Source organism: Streptomyces sp. CC224B, assembly GCF_030010595.1.
Taxonomy (GTDB): Bacteria; Actinomycetota; Actinomycetes; order Streptomycetales; family Streptomycetaceae; genus Streptomyces; species Streptomyces longispororuber.
On sequence record NZ_JASCXL010000097.1, the window covers coordinates 1 to 15,635 of the forward strand.

Below are 15,635 nucleotides of genomic sequence, written 5' to 3' on the forward strand. Positions count from 1 at the left end.
GAGCCCGCGGCGCCACCGGCACCGCCCGCGGGCGGCGGCGGCAGGTCCGGCCCGCTCGCGGCGGGCCCCGTGGGCGGCGGCAGGTCCGCGCCCGGCACCCCGGCCTGGGGGTCGTCCAGGGCGGGGGCGAGCGCCGTCTTGGGCAGTTGGCTGCCGCCCGACATCAGCGCGGTCTTGGCCTCCGGCGACACGCTGGGCGGCGGCGTGTCCTCCGCCTCTCCGTCCAGGTTCACCGGCGGCGAGAACACCGTCGCGGGCAGCGGCACGGCCACGTCGTCGTCATCGGCACCGGTGTTGGTGTCCGTACCCGCCCACGGCGTCGCGGAGGCGGACTCGGACACGGACGCCGAAGACGACGCCGACGCCGACGCCGACGGGGACGACGGGGACGCGGGGGACGACGGCGCGCCCGCCTCACCCCCGGCCCCGGGAGCCCCGTCCGGCGCACCGGCGGCGGGCCACGCCGCACCCCCGCCCGAGGTGGCGGGCAGCTCCGGAGAAGGCGCTTCGGCCGAAGCCCCACCGGGGGAAGGCACACCCCCGGAAGGCCCACCGGCCCCCTCCGCACCCTCCGCCTGCGCCGTGGGCAGGGGTCCGGCCGCGGTCGGCGGCACCGCGCCGGCCGGAGCCTGCGCCTGCGCCGGGATCCGGGCCGCGGGCCCCGCGGGCTCCGCGGCGGCCGCGGACGACCGCCGGTCCGGAATGCCCAGCTTGTCCGCCGCCTCCTGCAACCACTCCGGCGGGCTCAGCAGGAACGACGTCTGGTTCAGGTCCACCCGCGCCGGCGCGGCCTGCGCCGCGGGCTCCGGCGCCGACGACACCCCGTACTCCTCCTCGTACCGACGGATCACCTCACCCACCGGCAGCGCGGGCCACAGCGTCGCCTCACCGCTGTCCCGCGCGATGACCAGACGCTGACCGCCCCCGTCCGAACGCGGACCGCCCTCGCGGTCCTCGGCCCACACCACGAAACCCAGCTCGAACTCCCGCACCCGCACCTCGCGGTGCCCGGGCGGCGGCACATCGCCGTTGACCCATTCCTCGGCGCGCTCCTGCGCCTGCGCGAAGGTCACCATCGCCAGCTCACTCCCCCACCGGGACGGCGCGCGCGAAGCCGCCGTCCACCATCAGGTTCGCCACGGTCTCCAGCTCGGGCGGGCTGCCCGCCAGCCGGGACAGGAACGCGTCGAAGTCGTCACCGCAGGGCAGCAGCAGCCGCTGCACCCGCTCCGCGGGCGCCCACGACGGATCCACGTCGCGCGCGTCGTCGTACGCGCAGAACCACACCGAGCCGACCCGGTCGCCCCTGACCTTCACGGCCAGCAGACCGCCCTGCACGAAACCCACGCCCAGATAGTCCTTGGTGAGATGGTCGCGCAGACACTTGTTCACGTACACCAGGTCGTTCACGGCCGCCTCGTCACGGACCGTGAAGAACGGCTGGTCGACGAGGAGCCCCAGCTCAGCGTCGAGCGCCGTGCCCACCGGCGCGCACCCGCCCGCCGCCTTCAGGAACGACCGGTACGCGCCCGGCAGGCGATAGCCCAAGTCCTCCTCCACACCCGCCACCTGGCTCTCGGTGACCGCGAGCGCCCCCTTGGGCAGCGCCAGATGCGCGGGCCGGGTCTCCTGCAGCGGCCGCGTCCCGCGCTTGCCGTGGTCGACCGGCGCCGTCGCGATCCCGCCGTGGTGCCGCAGCAACGCCTTCACCTCGACCGGCACCAGCTCAAGACGCCGGCTGTGCGGCACGTGGTGCCACGTCCAGCCGTGCGGCGTCGCCACCGGCGGCACCGTGTCCCACAGCTCGTGCCCGGACGCCGCCAGCGCCGCGTTCGCCGAGACGTAGTCCGTCAGGCGCAGCTCGTCCACGCCGAAACCCTCCGGCGGCTCCGCCACCTCCGCCGCCGCGCGCGCGTACGGCGAGAAGTCCGGATAGCCGTCACCGTCCACCCGCACCCCCCGGGGATGCCGAGCGGCCCGCACCGGGTCCGGGAAGTGCACGACCTGCCCGGCGTAGGCCGCGTTCGGCGGCGCGGCCTGCTGCCCGAGCCGACCTGGCCGACCTGTCGTCATGGCGGTTGCCCTCCTGCGGCACTGTGGGGTTCACGGATGGCGACAGCCTATGCGCAAGCCCGACACGGGTCACCGGGCCTCCGATTCCGTGACCACCCGCCACGGAACCGTCACCCAGAGACGAAACCCGGCCGTGTCGCCCGGCCCCAGCTTCCGCACCACGCGCCCCATTTGGCAGTCTGTTCCCGCAACGCGGGGGCGCGGCACCAGCGGCCGACGCCGCGGGCACGGGGAGGGAAACACCACATGCACACCGCACAAACCGGCATGTCACGGACGACCAGCACATCCACCGAAAGCGCCGGAACCGTTCACTCCACGACCACACCCGGCGGCCAAGGCACCCCGACGGGCACCGCCACCGCCACCGCGGGCGGCGACCCCCGCGTCGGCTGGAGCAGCGTCCCCGCCGACGCACCCATCCTGCGCCAGCGCCGCGACGGCATCCTGCCCACCGTCGCCGCCGCGCTCTCCGTCCGCGGCACCACCCTCACCGCCACCCCCAAGCGCAGCGACGAACCACCCACCCACCACCCCCTCGTCCAGGACTTCCTCGACACCCTCACCAGCGGCCAGCGCGAACGCTTCACCGGCCGCTGCGCCGAAGCCCTGCTCATCTCCCGGCACCTCACCGCCGCCGACGCGGGCCGCTCCAAACGCGCCCGCCGCAAACCCATGACCAACGGCGAGGCCCGCAAAGCCCTCAAGCACGCCAAACTCACCACCCGCCGCATCCGCGAGGACGGCGACCCCCTGCACGGCTCCTTCGCCCGCCCGTGCCGCTCCTGCGCCGCCCTCACCGCACACTTCGGCGTCCGCGTCGTCGACCCGACGACCCCCGACTGACCCCGGCCGACCGCCGACCGCCGGCACCGACGCCACCGGGCCACACCCGCACACCGCCCGGCCGCCCGCCACCCGGCCACACCCGCACCCGTACCCGCACCACGAGGGCCAGAGCCATGCACACCGACAACGCCACCCGCTTCCCCGTGCCCGTCGACGCCGCCCTGCGCACCGCGGGCTGGCGCCCCGGCCGCTGGGACATCAAACAGGCCGAGATCTGGGCCGACGCCCTGCGCCGCCACACCTCACCCGCCGGCCACCGGCACGCCGTCTTCCCCGCCGCCGTCGAGGCCTGGGCCGAATTCGGCGGCCTCCACATCACCCCCCAGGGCCCCGGCCGCCAGATCGCCCCCGCCACCATCCACCTCGACCCCATGTTCGGCCTCCACCTCGCCCGCACCCTCGGCGACCTCGGCCGCGCCCTCGGCACCCAGGTCAGCCCCATAGGCGAGGAGACCGACACCCAGGCACTGCTCGCCATCGACGCCGAAGGCCGCGTCTACAGCCTCGACCACAGCGGCGACTGGTACCTCGGCCAGCACATCGACCAGGCCCTCACCACCCTCGTCGCGGGCACCCAGCCCGTACGCCTCACCGCCGGAGCCTAAGCACTTCGCTGGACCCCGCCGCCCCGTACCGTCCCGCGGCCACGGGCCCACCGCGGCTGATCACGCAGGCCCCCGCGCCCTACGAGGCGCTCCCCCACGGCGGCAGGACGCCGATCAGGCCCCACCCACCCCCGCCGGCAACACCGCCGACACCCGGAAACCACCCGCATCCGTCGGCCCCGACACGAACACACCCCCCAGAGCCGTCACCCGCTCCTTCATCCCCACCAGACCGTTGCCCCCACTCGGCAACCGCGCGTCCTCCGGCGACACCTCCGGCGGCGGACCGTTCTCCACCTGCATCGCGACCTCCCCGCCCCGATGCGCCAGCCGCACATACGTCTTCGCACCCGCCGCGTGCTTGTGCACGTTCGTCAACGCCTCCTGCACCACCCGGAACGCCGTCTCCTCCACCTCCGCCGCATACACCCGCGGCTCCCCCTCCACAGACATGTCCACCACCATGCCCGCCGCCCGCGACTGCTCCACCAACGCGTCCAGCTCCGCCAGACACGGACCCTCCACCGCCTCCGGACCCACCCCGTCCCCGGCCCGCGACGCCGCCTGCGCCGCCGCCTCCCGCACCGCCGCCAGCGGCAACGGCACCGGAGCCGGAGCCGGCCTCGCCGGAGGCTCCCCCGCCCGCAACACCCCCAGCATCTCCCGCAACTCCGTCAAAGCCTGCCGACCCATGTCCCCCACCAACGCGGCGTTCTTCACCGCCTTCTCCGGATCCTTCCGCGCCACCGCCTGCAACGCCGCCGCATGCACCACCATCAGACTCACCCGGTGCGCCACCACGTCGTGCATGTCCCGCGCGATCCGCGTGCGCTCCTCGTTACGCGCCCACTCCGCACGCTCCTCCGCCCGCTCCGCGAGCAACTGCAACTCCCGCTCCAGGCTGTCCGCCCGCTCCCGCAACGACTCCATCAACCGCCTGCGCGCCCCCACGTACAACCCCAGCAGCACCGGCGGCGCCGTGATCCCCAACGACGTACTGATCGCGATGAACGGGATGAACCCCTCCCCGATCGTCAGATCACCACTCGCTATGTCCTGATTGGCCCGCACCAGCGTCACGATCAACGTCCCCGCCAGCGACATCCCCGACAGCGCGCCGATGATCCGGCGCGGCAGCTCCGACGCCGCCAGCGTGTACAACCCCACGATGGTCATCAGGACGCCCATCTGCGCGGGCGTCACCGCCACCGCCACCAGCACCACCGCGATGGGCCACCGGCGGCGCAACACCAGCGTCGCCCCGGCCAGCAGGCCGAACGCCACCCCCACCGGCAACGGCAGCCCCGCGTCCCGCGCGAACTCCACACCCTCCGCACCGCACTCGGCCGCCGAGACGACACCGAGCCCGATGTCCAGCACGGCGCTGCGCCGCCGCTCCCACCACCACGGCCCCGTCCGGGCCGTGTTTCCGCTGTCCCCCGTCGTGGTCATGTGTTCCAGCCTACGGGCGCCGACGCCCGGTTTTCCGGTGAGTTTCGGGCCCGGCGATCGTGCTCCCGCACTACCCGGCCGGTGCCCGGGAGGCGGCGGAACCACCAGGTAACCCTCGAACAGTTGAATCGCCCATACTTTCGCCCCGGACGTCCGCATTCCGGACGAGGCTCGCCGTATGACCGAGAACCACGGCACGTACACCGACTTCGAGGGGCTGCGGGAAAGGGCTGTGGCCTTGCGGCGCGAGGGCCACAGCCTGAGGCAGATCGCCGACGCGCTCCAGGTCCGCAGCAAGGGCATGCTGCAGCGCCTGGTCAAGGGCGAACCCGCCCCGGAGTGGACAAGGCGCCCGAAGGCCAAGGACGACCTGCGCGAAAGGGCGCGCGAACTGCGACGCAAGGGCTGGACGTACAACGAGATCCAGGCAGAGCTCAAGTGCTCGAAGAGTTCGATCTCGCTATGGGTCCGGGATCTCCCCAAGCCGGAGCCCCGGTACACGCCTGAAGAGCAGCTTGCCCTCATGAACGCCGGACTGCATCGCCTCCGCGCAGCGCAGGACGAACAGCGTACGGAGATCAAGCGGGTGGCACGTCACGAGATCGGCGACCTGACAGACCGCGAGTTGTTCCTCGTCGGAGTAGCCCTCTACTGGGCCGAGGGCCAGAAGAGCAAGCCGTACGCCCGCCGCGAGCGAGTGGTGTTCGTCAACAGCGACCCGAGTGTGATCAAGACGTACCTGGCCTGGCTCGACCTGCTGGGCGTGGACCCCCAGCAAGTACGCTTCCGCCTGCTCATCCACGAGACCGCTGATGTGGACGAGGCTCATCGTTACTGGGCCGACCTTGTGCGCGCGGATGTCGCCGTGTTCGGCAAGCCGACGTTGAAGCGTCACAACCCCCGAACGGTCCGCAAGAACACCATGGACGACTACCACGGCTGCCTGGTGGTCTCCGTCACTCAGAGCGCCAAGTTGTACCTGCGCATCGAAGGGTGGTGGGCGGGAATAGCCGCCCACGCGGGAAGCCGTCTCGGGTAAGGTCTCAAGGGCCGTCCCCCGTGGTGTAACTGGCAGCACACTGGTTTTTGGTACCAGCAGGACAAGGTTCGAATCCTTGCGGGGGAGCCACAGCGCACGCGGCCCAGGTTCGGATCCACCACGGCGCCTTTGCGCTCTCTCCCCGGCCGGGCACCCGCATATCACCAGGCCCGCCCGCTGCCCGGGACCCCCGCCCTGATTACGGGCCGGTATCCTGCGGATGTCCACACCCCAAGCATCCGAAGCCGAAGGGCATCCCCGTGAGCGCCAACTGCCCGGCAGCCGTCGTCGTCCTCGCAGCGGGTGAGGGCACCCGTATGAAGTCGGCCACCCCGAAGGTCCTGCACGAGATCTGCGGCCGTTCCCTCGTGGGGCACGTGCTCGCCGCCGCGCGCGAGCTCGCGCCGGAGCGTCTCGTCGCCGTGGTGGGGCACGAGAGCGAGCGCGTGCGCGCGCACCTCGCCGAGATCGACGCCGAGGTCCGCACCGCCTACCAGGCGGAGCAGAACGGCACCGGCCACGCCGTCCGCATCGGCCTGGAGGAGATCGGCGGCGCGGTGGAGGGCACCGTGGTCGTGGTGTGCGGGGACACCCCGCTCCTGACGGGTGCCACGCTGCGGCGCCTCGCCGAGACCCACACCGCCGACGGCAACGCCGTCACCGTGCTGACGGCCGAGGTGCCGGACGCGACCGGGTACGGCCGGATCGTGCGGGACGCGGCCACGGGCGCGGTCACGGAGATCGTGGAGCACAAGGACGCCAGCGACGAGCAGCGCGCGATCCGTGAGATCAACTCGGGGGTGTTCGCCTTCGACGGCCAGCTTCTGGCCGACGCGCTGGGCAAGGTGCGGACGGACAACAGCCAGGGCGAGGAGTACCTGACGGACGTGCTCGGGATTCTGCGTGCGGCGGGGCACCGGGTGGGTGCGGCCGTGGCGGCGGACCACCGGGAGATCGCGGGGATCAACAACCGGGTGCAACTGGCGGACGCGCGGCGGGTGTTGAACGACCGGTTGCTGACCGAGGCGATGCTGGCGGGTGTGACGGTGGTGGATCCGGCGTCGACGTGGGTGGACGCGACGGTGACGTTCGAGCGGGACGCGGTGGTGCACCCGGGTACGCAGCTCCTGGGTGTGACGCATCTGGGTGAGGGTGCGGAGGTGGGCCCCAACTCCCGTCTGCAGGACACGGTCGTCGGGTCCGGGGCGCGGGTGATCAACACGGTCGCGGACAGCGCGCGGATCGGTGAGGGGGCGTCCGTGGGTCCGTACGCGTATCTGCGGCCGGGGACGCGGCTGGGGGCGCGGTCGAAGGCCGGGACGTACGTGGAGATGAAGAACGCGACGATCGGTGAGGGTACGAAGGTGCCGCATCTGTCGTACGTGGGGGACGCGACGATCGGTGATCACACGAACATCGGCGCGGCGAGTGTCTTCGTGAACTACGACGGTGAGGCGAAGCACCACACGACGGTGGGATCGCACTGCAAGACGGGGTCGGACAACATGTTTGTGGCCCCTGTCACGATCGGCGACGGTGCCTATACGGCGGCGGGGTCGGTGATCACGAAGGATGTGCCGCCCGGTTCGCTGGCTGTCGCGCGTGGCCAGCAGCGGAATATCGAGGGCTGGGTGGCCCGTAAGCGTCCGGGGAGCGCGGCGGCGAAGGCGGCCGAGGCGGTGTCCCGGGGCGGGGAGAACGCGGTCGGCGAGAGCTGATCGGGGACCTGACTGGAAAAAGGTGCGCCGAACACCGCGTACCGTGATAGGTGCACACCAATCGGCTGACTCGTGGCGCGGCCTATGTCCTGGATGTCGAGATCGTTCCGGGACCTCTTGGATGTATCGCGGGTGCAGCAGCGGAAGAACTCGTCTGAGGAGACAGTGCTGTGACCGGGATCAAGACGACCGGCGAGAAGAAGTTGATGTTCTTCTCCGGCCGCGCCCACCCCGAGTTGGCCGAGGAGGTCGCCCACGAGCTGGGGGTCGGGGTCGTACCGACCAAGGCGTTCGACTTCGCCAACGGTGAGATCTATGTGCGCTACCAGGAGTCGGCGCGCGGCGCGGACTGCTTCCTGATCCAGAGCCACACGGCCCCGATCAACAAGTGGGTCATGGAGCAGCTCATCATGATCGACGCTCTGAAGCGGGCTTCCGCGCGGAGCATCACCGTGCTCCTGCCGTTCTACGGCTATGCCCGTCAGGACAAGAAGCACCGTGGTCGGGAGCCGATCTCGGCGCGTCTGATCGCCGATCTGATGAAGACGGCGGGTGCCGACCGGATCGTCACGGTCGATCTGCACACGGACCAGATCGTGGGCTTCTTCGACGGTCCGGTGGACCACCTGTTCGCGCTGCCGATCCTGGCGGACTACGTGGGCGCGAAGGTGGACCGGGACAAGCTGACGGTGGTCTCGCCGGACGCGGGCCGGGTGCGGGTCGCCGACCGCTGGTGCGACCGGCTGGGTGCGCCGCTGGCGATCGTGCACAAGCGGCGTGACAAGGACGTCGCGAACCAGGTCACGGTGCATGAGGTGGTCGGTAACGTCGAGGGCCGGGTCTGTGTGCTGGTGGACGACATGATCGACACGGGTGGCACGATCTGTGCGGCGGCGGACGCGCTGTTCGCGCATGGTGCGGAGGACGTCATCGTGACGGCCACGCACGGTGTGCTTTCGGGTCCGGCGGCGGACCGGCTGAAGAATTCGAAGGTGAGTGAGTTCGTGTTCACGAACACGCTGCCGACGCCGAACGAGCTGGAGCTCGACAAGATCACGGTGCTGTCGATCGCCCCGACCATCGCCAACGCGGTGCGGGAGATCTTCCAGGACGGCTCGGTGACCAGCCTCTTCGAGGAGCAGGCGGGTCCGAGGGTCTGAGTCGCCGCGAGGCTTGACTGATCGTTTTGGGGTGCGGCCTCCCTGCCGAGTAGACTGGTGAAGTTGCTCGGCGAGGGAGGCCGTACTTCTTGGTACGGCGGTCCGTAATCGACGCGCTCTTCGTAGCAGGCCAGTCGTGTGGCCGGGTGACGCTTCCGTTTCACCTATCTACGAGGAGTGCTCCATGTCTGAGGTCAAGCTCAGTGCCGAGACCCGTTCCGAGTTCGGCAAGGGTGCCGCTCGCCGTATCCGCCGTGAGAACAAGGTTCCCGGTGTGCTGTACGGCCACGGCACCGACCCGGTCCACATCACGCTGCCCGGCCACGACCTGCTCATGGCCCTGCGGACGTCGAACGTCCTGATCTCCCTGGACATCGACGGCCAGGAGACCCAGCTCGCCATCCCGAAGGCCGTGCAGCGCGACGTGCTGCGCCAGGGCATCCTGACCCACGTCGACCTGCTTCTGGTGAAGCGCGGCGAGAAGGTCAACGTCGACATCCCGGTGGTGACCGAGGGTGAGCTGGCCCCGGGTGGCAACCTGCTGGAGCACGTCCTGGACGCGCTGCCGGTCGAGGCCGAGGCCACGCACATCCCGGAGACCGTGACCGTGTCCGTCGCGGGTCTGGAGGCCGGCGCCTCCATCCACGCGAAGGACATCACGCTGCCCTCCGGTGTCTCCCTGGCCATCGACGCCGACGCCGTCGTGCTGCAGGTCCTGGCCGCGCAGGCCGAGGAGGCCCCGGCCGAGGGTGCGGGCGACGAGGCCGCCGAGGCCTGAGCCGTCACACCGTAGGTACGTCAACCGCCGCCCGGCGCTCAGCGCGGGGCGGCGGTTGAGCTATGAAGGAGACATGCAGATGACGACGGATCCGAGCGCTCCCTGGCTGGTGGTGGGTCTCGGCAACCCTGGCCCCGGCTATGCCATGAACCGGCACAATGTGGGCTTCATGGTCGCGGACCTGCTCGCCGGGCGGATCGGTGGCTCCTTCAAGCGTGCCGCCAAGGCGCAGGCGCAGGTTCTGGAGGGGCGTCTGGGTCCGATGGGTCCGGGCAGCCGTCGGGTCGTCCTGGTGAAGCCGATGTCGTACATGAATCTGTCGGGTGGTCCGGTGACGGCTCTGCGCGACTTCTACAAGGTGCCGACGGCGCACGTGGTGGCGGTGCACGACGAGCTGGACATCGACTTCGGCACGCTGCGGCTGAAGCTGGGCGGTGGCGACAACGGGCACAACGGTCTGAAGTCGATGACGAAGGCGATGGGGTCGGACTACCACCGGGTGCGGTTCGGGATCGGGCGTCCGCCGGGGCGGATGCAGGTGGCGGACTTCGTCCTGAAGGACTTCTCGTCGGTCGAGCGCAAGGAGCTGGACTACTTGGTGGACCGGGCGGCGGATGCGGTGGAGTGCCTCGTGACGGAGGGGCTTGAGCGCGCGCAGAGCGCGTACAACTCCTGAGCGGCGGTTCGCCCGGCGCTGCGCGCCTCGCTCGTCCTCAGGCGCCGGACGGGCTGCCCCCTGCCGTGGCGCCGTCGTCGGCTGCCTGTGCTTCACCGCTTCGCGGTGAATGTTCCCCGCCCGCCTAGCCCCTTTCAGGGGCGAGGCAGGCGGGGTTCTGGTTTGTCAGCCGGTTTGTCAGCCCGTCCGGCGTTTGAGGACGAGCCGCGGAGCGGCGATGAGGCGGGGGTCCAGGGGGCGCGGCCCTCTGGTTTCGGGAAAGGGGCGGGTCTGGGGCGCCCCGCGAAGGCCCGGCCTCAGCCCGTGTTGCGCAGGCCCGCCGCCACGCCGTTGACGGTGAGGAGGAGGGCTCGTGCGAGGAGCGGGTCGGGTTCGGTGCCGGCGGCGGCCGCGTCGCGCTGGCGCTTGAGGAGGGCGACCTGGAGGTAGGAGATCGGGTCGAGGTAGGCGTCGCGGATGGCGAAGGTCTGCTGGAGGACGGGCTGGGCGTCGAGGAGCTTCTCCTCGCCGGTGACGCGCAGGATCTCGCGGACGGTGAGCTCGTGCTCGGCCTCGATGGTGGCGAAGATGTGCCGGAGCTCGTCGGGGACGAGGGTGTCCACGTAGTGCCGGGCGATGCGCAGGTCGGTCTTGGCGAGGGTCATCTCGACGTTGGAGACGAAGTTGCGGAAGAAGTGCCAGTGCTCGTGCATCTCTTCCAGGACGGTGTCGAGGCCGGCTTCGCGCAGGGCCTTGAGGCCGGAGCCGACGCCGAACCAGCCGGGCACGATCTGCCGGGACTGGGTCCAGCCGAACACCCAGGGGATGGCGCGCAGGCCGTCGAGCGAGACGCCGGAGCCGGGCCGGCGGGAGGGCCGCGAGCCGAGGTGCAGGTCGGCGAGCTGGTCCACGGGGGTCGACGCGAGGAAGTACGTCGGCAGGTCGGGGTCCTCGACGAGCTTGCGGTAGGCGGCGTGGGCGGCGTCGGAGACGACGTCCATGGCGGCGTCCCAGCGGGCGAGGGCCTCGTCGGACTGGCGGGGTGCGGTGTGCAGGGCGGAGGCCTGGAGGGTGGCGGCGACGGTCAGTTCCAGGTTCTCCCGGGCCAGGGAGGGGACGAGGTACTTGTCGGAGATGACCTCGCCCTGCTCGGTGACCTTGATCTCGCCCTCCAGGGTGCCCCAGGGCTGGGCGAGGATGGCGTCGTGGGAGGGGCCGCCGCCGCGGCCGACGGTGCCGCCGCGGCCGTGGAAGAGGCGCAGGCGGACGCCGTAGCGGTGGGCGACGTCGCGCAGCCGGCGCTGGGCGCGGTGGATCTCCCACTGGCTGGTGGTGATGCCGCCGAACTTGGAGGAGTCGGAGTAGCCGAGCATGACCTCCTGGACGTCGCCGCGCAGGGCGACGAGGCGGCGGTAGGAGGGGTCGGCGAGCATCTCGTCGAGGATGACGTCGGCGGCGCGCAGCTCGTCGGTGGTCTCCAGGAGGGGCACGATGCCGATCTTGGCCCAGCCGGCGTGGAGGTCGATGAGTCCGGCCTCGCGGGCGAGGACGGCGGCGGCGAAGACGTCGTCGGCGCCCTGGCACATGGAGATGATGTACGACTCGATGACTTCGGGGCCGAAGACGTCGAGGGCCTTCTTGACGGTCTCGAAGACGCCGAGGGTCTTCTGGCCCGCGGCGTCGAGCGGTGCGGGGCTGGGGGCGAGCGGGCGGCGGGAGCGCAGCTCCTTGGCGAGGAGCTTCTGCCGGTACTCGCGGGGCATGTCGGCGTACCGCCAGGATTCCTCGCCGAGGCGGTCGAAGAGCTGGCCGAGGGCGTGGTGGTGGGCGTCGGCGTGTTCGCGGACGTCCATGGTGGCGAGCTGGAGGCCGAAGGCGGCGAGGGTGCGGATGGTGCGGTTCATGCGGCCGTCGGCGAAGAGGCCGCCCTTGTGGGCGCGCAGCGAGGTCTGGATGAGTGTGAGGTCGTGCAGGAGCTCGCTGGTGCCGAGGTAGTCGCGGCCGGGTTCGTGCGGGGTGCCCTTGGCCAGGCGCTGCTTGGTGTTCTCCAGCTTCTGGCGGACGCAGGTGGCCTTGAGGCGGTAGGGCTCCTCGGCGTTGAGGCGCTTGTAGCGGGGGCTGATCTCGGGGAGGCGTTCGAGGTCGGCCTGGAGGGAGGCGCGGAGTTCGTCGGTGGCGCCGGAGTAGCGGATGGAGTTCGACAGGAAGCCGCGCAGCTCGTCGATCATGTCGAGCGCGTCGTTGATGCCGTGCTCGTGCTGGAGGATGAGGACGTCCCAGGTGACGTCGGGGGTGACGTTGGGGTTGCCGTCGCGGTCGCCGCCGATCCAGGTGCCGAAGGTGAGGGGGCGGGTGCCTTCGGGGAGCTGGACGCCGACGCGCTCCAGTTCGGCGGTGAGGTCCTCCAGGACGTCGCCGACGGCTCCGGCGTGCAGTTCGTCGAGGTAGTAGATGGCGTTGCGGGCCTCGTCGGCGGGTTCGGGGCGGACGACGCGCAGTTCGTCGGTCTGCCAGACGAGGTCGATGTTCTCGGCGAGGCGGATGTCGTGGCGGCGCCGGTCGGACTCGATGACCGGGGTCTCCAGGAGTTCGGCGACGCGGCGCAGCTTGTTGAGGACGGAGCGGCGGGCGGCCTCGGTGGGGTGGGCGGTGAAGACGGGCCGTACGTTGAGGTGCTCGACGGTCTGGCGCAGGTGCTCGGGGTCGGCGTCCTTGAGCCGGTCGGCGGTGCGGGCGAGGAGGCCGCCCTCGGCGGCGCGGCGGGCGCGCAGCTCGCGGCCGCGGTGCACCTGCTCGGTGACGTTGGCGAGGTGGAAGTAGGTGGAGAAGGCCCGTACCAGCTTCGCGGCCGTCTCCAGCTCGGTGGAGCCGAGGAGGCGGGCGGCGGCCTCGCCGTCCTCGCGGGTCAGGCGGCGGACCTTTTCGACGAGGTCGAGCAGTTCGGGCCCTTCCTGGCGGACGAGGGTCTCGCCGAGGAGGTCGCCGAGGCGGCGGATGTCGGCGCGCAGCTCGCTGTTGGCCGTGGCCGTCGCGGTGCTTGCGGCGGCCTGCGGGGCGGTCTGGTCGTCGGCACTGCTCACAGGTGCGGCTCCTTGCGGTGAATCCCGCCGCGCACGGGCGGGAGACGGGTGGGCACGTCTGGGAGGGGTCCCGGCGGGTGAACCGGGGGAGGTTACAGAGCGGACCGCGCTGTCCGACCGTTCCAAGGATATGTGTCGATGCGATCCGGCCGTCCTGCGGCCTCTTGCCGCGACGCCGCGCGCTGCCATACTTACGTTGCCGTAGGTTACGGTCCCGTAGGCAGGCATGCCCGGGCCGTTCCATGGGCACTCGCCCGTGGCGTACATCCCTGTCCGGCACGTCGTCCGGCTCGTCGTCCGGTCCGTGCCCTCACCCTCGACCCCCCAGGGGAACGTTTATGACCACAAGCCCCGATGTCGTCAAAGAATCGAAGGGGGCACCGGCCGGTGCCCCTCTGCCGCCCGCCACGCTGGGTGGGGAGCGGAAGCGCTCGCTGGAGCAGATCACGCTGCTCCTGTTCATCACCGTCCCGTTCCTGGCGCTGGTCGCGGCGGTGCCGCTGGCCTGGGGCTGGGGGGTGAGCTGGCTCGATCTGGGCCTGCTGGTCGTCATGTACTACGTGGGGTGCCACGGCATCACCATCGGGTTCCACCGGTACTTCACGCACGGTTCGTTCAAGGCGAAGCGGCCGTTGCGGATCGCGCTGGCGGTCATGGGTTCGCTGGCGGTCGAGGGGCCGCTGGTGCGCTGGGTCGCCGACCACCGCAAGCACCACAGGTTCTCCGACGCGGAGGGTGACCCGCACTCCCCGTGGCGGTACGGCGAGTCGGTCCCGGCCCTGATGAAGGGGCTGTGGTGGGCGCACATCGGCTGGATGTTCGACGAGGAGCAGACGTCGCAGGAGAAGTACGCGCCGGACCTGGTCAAGGATCCGGCGATCCGGATGATCTCGCGCCAGTTCGTGCTGTGGACGCTGGTGTCGCTGCTGCTCCCGCCGCTGGTCGGCGGCCTGGTGACGATGTCGTGGTGGGGCGCGTGCACCGCGTTCTTCTGGGGCTCACTCGTTCGAGTGGCCCTGTTGCACCACGTGACGTGGTCCATCAACTCCATCTGCCACGCGGTGGGCAAGCGGCCCTTCAAGTCCCGTGACCGCTCCGGGAACGTGTGGTGGCTCGCGGTCCTGTCGTGCGGCGAGTCGTGGCACAACCTGCACCACGCCGACCCGACGTCCGCGCGCCACGGCGTGATGCGGGGGCAGCTCGACTCGTCGGCGCGCCTCATCCGCTGGTTCGAACAGCTCGGCTGGGCGTACGACGTGCGCTGGCCGTCGCGGTCCCGTGTCGACTCCCGCCGCAAGCCGCTGGACTCCCTCGACGCCGCTGGCAAGCGGCAGGCCGCAGACGCGGCATGATGGAACCTGTGGCCACCGACTCCAGCACTTCACGTCCGACGGGTTCCGCGCGGGCGGACAAGGCCCCGCGGAATTCGAACAACGACAAGCCCCGGCGGGTCCGCCGGACCCGTATGACCGGCGCCGAGCGCCGTGAGCAGTTGCTGGACATCGGCCGCACCCTGTTCGCCGCCAAGGGCTTCGAGGGCACGTCGGTGGAGGAGATCGCGGCGAAGGCCGGGGTCTCCAAGCCGGTGGTGTACGAGCACTTCGGCGGCAAGGAGGGGCTGTACGCGGTGGTGGTGGACCGCGAGATGCGGCAGCTCCTCGGTATGGTGACGGGTTCGCTGACGGCGGGGCATCCGCGGGAGCTGTGCGAGCAGGCGGCCTTCGCGCTCCTCGACTACATCGAGGAGTACACGGACGGTTTCCGCATCCTGGTGCGCGACTCCCCCATCCCGCAGTCCACCGGGTCCTTCGCGTCGCTGATCTCCGACATCGCCACGCAGGTGGAGGACATCCTCGGGCAGGAGTTCAAGACGCGGGGCTTCGATCCGAAGCTGGCGCCGCTGTATGCGCAGGCGCTGGTGGGGAGTGTGGCCCTGACCGGTCAGTGGTGGCTGGACGTGCGCAAGCCGAAGAAGGCCGAGGTGGCCGCGCATCTGGTGAACCTGGCCTGGCACGGGCTGGACGGTCTTGAGCCGAAGCCGCGGCTGATAGGCCACCGCAAGGCCTAGGCCGTGGGCGGGGCCGGGCCGGGGGCCTTGGGCGAGGCCTCCCTGCCCTCCCGCCCACCCGTGGCTCCCCGGCCTTGCCGGGTCCGGCCCCGGCGCGGAGCGCTCTCCCGCCGTCGTCATCGTCTTCTCCCACCCGCCCACCCGTGCTGCCCCGGCCT

The 15,635-nt window shown here is 71.2% G+C and carries 12 protein-coding genes, 1 tRNA gene and 1 pseudogene; 10 read left to right on the forward strand and 4 right to left on the reverse strand.

From position 1 onward, the window contains the following. A pseudogene (locus QK440_RS30855) lies at positions 1-1,076 on the reverse strand (hypothetical protein); the annotation flags it as partial. Between the two features lie 7 nt (positions 1,077-1,083). Next, positions 1,084-2,073 (reverse strand): SMI1/KNR4 family protein, encoded by a 990-nt coding sequence (locus tag QK440_RS30860; protein WP_282796529.1) that lies wholly within the window; start codon positions 2,071-2,073, stop codon positions 1,084-1,086. A gap of 267 nt (positions 2,074-2,340) precedes the next feature. On the opposite strand from QK440_RS30860, the gene QK440_RS30865 reads away from it, so the two are divergent. Together QK440_RS30865 and QK440_RS30870 are read left to right on the forward strand one after the other, a co-directional pair. After that, on the forward strand, positions 2,341-2,919 hold the full coding sequence (locus tag QK440_RS30865; protein WP_282796554.1) for a YwqJ-related putative deaminase: 579 nt from the start codon (positions 2,341-2,343) through the stop codon (positions 2,917-2,919). Positions 2,920-3,035: 116 nt separating this feature from the next. Continuing rightward, entirely contained in the window at positions 3,036-3,527 is a 492-nt protein-coding gene (locus tag QK440_RS30870; protein ID WP_282796530.1) for an SUKH-3 domain-containing protein, read from the forward strand. Positions 3,528-3,641: 114 nt separating this feature from the next. On the opposite strand, the gene QK440_RS30875 is transcribed toward QK440_RS30870, so the two are convergent. Continuing rightward, entirely contained in the window at positions 3,642-4,979 is a 1,338-nt protein-coding gene (locus QK440_RS30875; protein ID WP_282796531.1) for a histidine kinase, read from the reverse strand. Between the two features lie 178 nt (positions 4,980-5,157). Between QK440_RS30875 and QK440_RS30880 the strand changes: the two genes are divergently transcribed. From QK440_RS30880 to pth, 6 genes are all read left to right on the forward strand, one after another. Next, complete coding sequence (locus QK440_RS30880) at positions 5,158-6,018, forward strand: hypothetical protein (RefSeq protein WP_282796532.1); 861 nt, start codon at positions 5,158-5,160, stop codon at positions 6,016-6,018. Positions 6,019-6,032: 14 nt separating this feature from the next. Beyond that, positions 6,033-6,108, forward strand: a tRNA-Gln gene (locus tag QK440_RS30885). 170 nt (positions 6,109-6,278) lie between these two features. Beyond that, positions 6,279-7,736, forward strand: coding sequence for a bifunctional UDP-N-acetylglucosamine diphosphorylase/glucosamine-1-phosphate N-acetyltransferase GlmU (glmU, locus tag QK440_RS30890; protein ID WP_282796533.1), 1,458 nt, complete (start codon positions 6,279-6,281; stop codon positions 7,734-7,736). A gap of 170 nt (positions 7,737-7,906) precedes the next feature. Continuing rightward, positions 7,907-8,896 carry a ribose-phosphate diphosphokinase gene (locus QK440_RS30895; RefSeq protein WP_282796534.1) on the forward strand — a complete coding sequence of 330 codons (990 nt, stop codon included), beginning with the start codon at positions 7,907-7,909 and terminating at the stop codon, positions 8,894-8,896. 184 nt (positions 8,897-9,080) lie between these two features. Next, positions 9,081-9,674: a 50S ribosomal protein L25/general stress protein Ctc gene (locus tag QK440_RS30900; RefSeq protein ID WP_282796535.1), complete on the forward strand. Its 594-nt coding sequence runs from the start codon at positions 9,081-9,083 to the stop codon at positions 9,672-9,674. 73 nt (positions 9,675-9,747) lie between these two features. Further along, on the forward strand, positions 9,748-10,350 hold the full coding sequence (gene pth / locus QK440_RS30905) for an aminoacyl-tRNA hydrolase (RefSeq protein ID WP_282796536.1): 603 nt from the start codon (positions 9,748-9,750) through the stop codon (positions 10,348-10,350). A 296-nt stretch (positions 10,351-10,646) separates the two neighbouring features. On the opposite strand, the gene ppc is transcribed toward pth, so the two are convergent. Continuing rightward, positions 10,647-13,337 (reverse strand): phosphoenolpyruvate carboxylase, encoded by a 2,691-nt coding sequence (gene ppc, locus QK440_RS30910; RefSeq protein WP_282796555.1) that lies wholly within the window; start codon positions 13,335-13,337, stop codon positions 10,647-10,649. Positions 13,338-13,747: 410 nt separating this feature from the next. Here ppc and QK440_RS30915 point away from each other — a divergent pair, with 410 nt between their 5' ends. Both QK440_RS30915 and QK440_RS30920 read left to right on the forward strand, forming a co-directional pair. Continuing rightward, positions 13,748-14,761 carry an acyl-CoA desaturase gene (locus tag QK440_RS30915; protein ID WP_282796537.1) on the forward strand — a complete coding sequence of 338 codons (1,014 nt, stop codon included), beginning with the start codon at positions 13,748-13,750 and terminating at the stop codon, positions 14,759-14,761. Beyond that, the gene (locus QK440_RS30920; RefSeq protein ID WP_282796538.1) at positions 14,758-15,477 is read left to right on the forward strand and encodes a TetR/AcrR family transcriptional regulator; all 720 of its coding nucleotides are present in this window, start codon (positions 14,758-14,760) and stop codon (positions 15,475-15,477) included. Before QK440_RS30915 ends, QK440_RS30920 begins: the two co-directional genes overlap by 4 nt. Positions 15,478-15,635 lie beyond the last annotated feature (158 nt).

What these genes read in the sequence shown, in the direction of transcription:
- QK440_RS30865 (WP_282796554.1), top strand. Translation starts at nt 2,341, where the DNA reads ATGTCACGGACGACCAGCACATCCACCGAAAGCGCCGGAACCGTTCAC.
- QK440_RS30860 (WP_282796529.1), bottom strand. Translation starts at nt 2,073, where the DNA reads ATGACGACAGGTCGGCCAGGTCGGCTCGGGCAGCAGGCCGCGCCGCCG.
- QK440_RS30900 (WP_282796535.1), top strand. Translation starts at nt 9,081, where the DNA reads ATGTCTGAGGTCAAGCTCAGTGCCGAGACCCGTTCCGAGTTCGGCAAG.
- QK440_RS30870 (WP_282796530.1), top strand. Translation starts at nt 3,036, where the DNA reads ATGCACACCGACAACGCCACCCGCTTCCCCGTGCCCGTCGACGCCGCC.
- pth (WP_282796536.1), top strand. Translation starts at nt 9,748, where the DNA reads ATGCAGATGACGACGGATCCGAGCGCTCCCTGGCTGGTGGTGGGTCTC.
- QK440_RS30880 (WP_282796532.1), top strand. Translation starts at nt 5,158, where the DNA reads ATGACCGAGAACCACGGCACGTACACCGACTTCGAGGGGCTGCGGGAA.
- QK440_RS30915 (WP_282796537.1), top strand. Translation starts at nt 13,748, where the DNA reads ATGACCACAAGCCCCGATGTCGTCAAAGAATCGAAGGGGGCACCGGCC.
- QK440_RS30920 (WP_282796538.1), top strand. Translation starts at nt 14,758, where the DNA reads ATGATGGAACCTGTGGCCACCGACTCCAGCACTTCACGTCCGACGGGT.
- QK440_RS30875 (WP_282796531.1), bottom strand. Translation starts at nt 4,979, where the DNA reads ATGACCACGACGGGGGACAGCGGAAACACGGCCCGGACGGGGCCGTGG.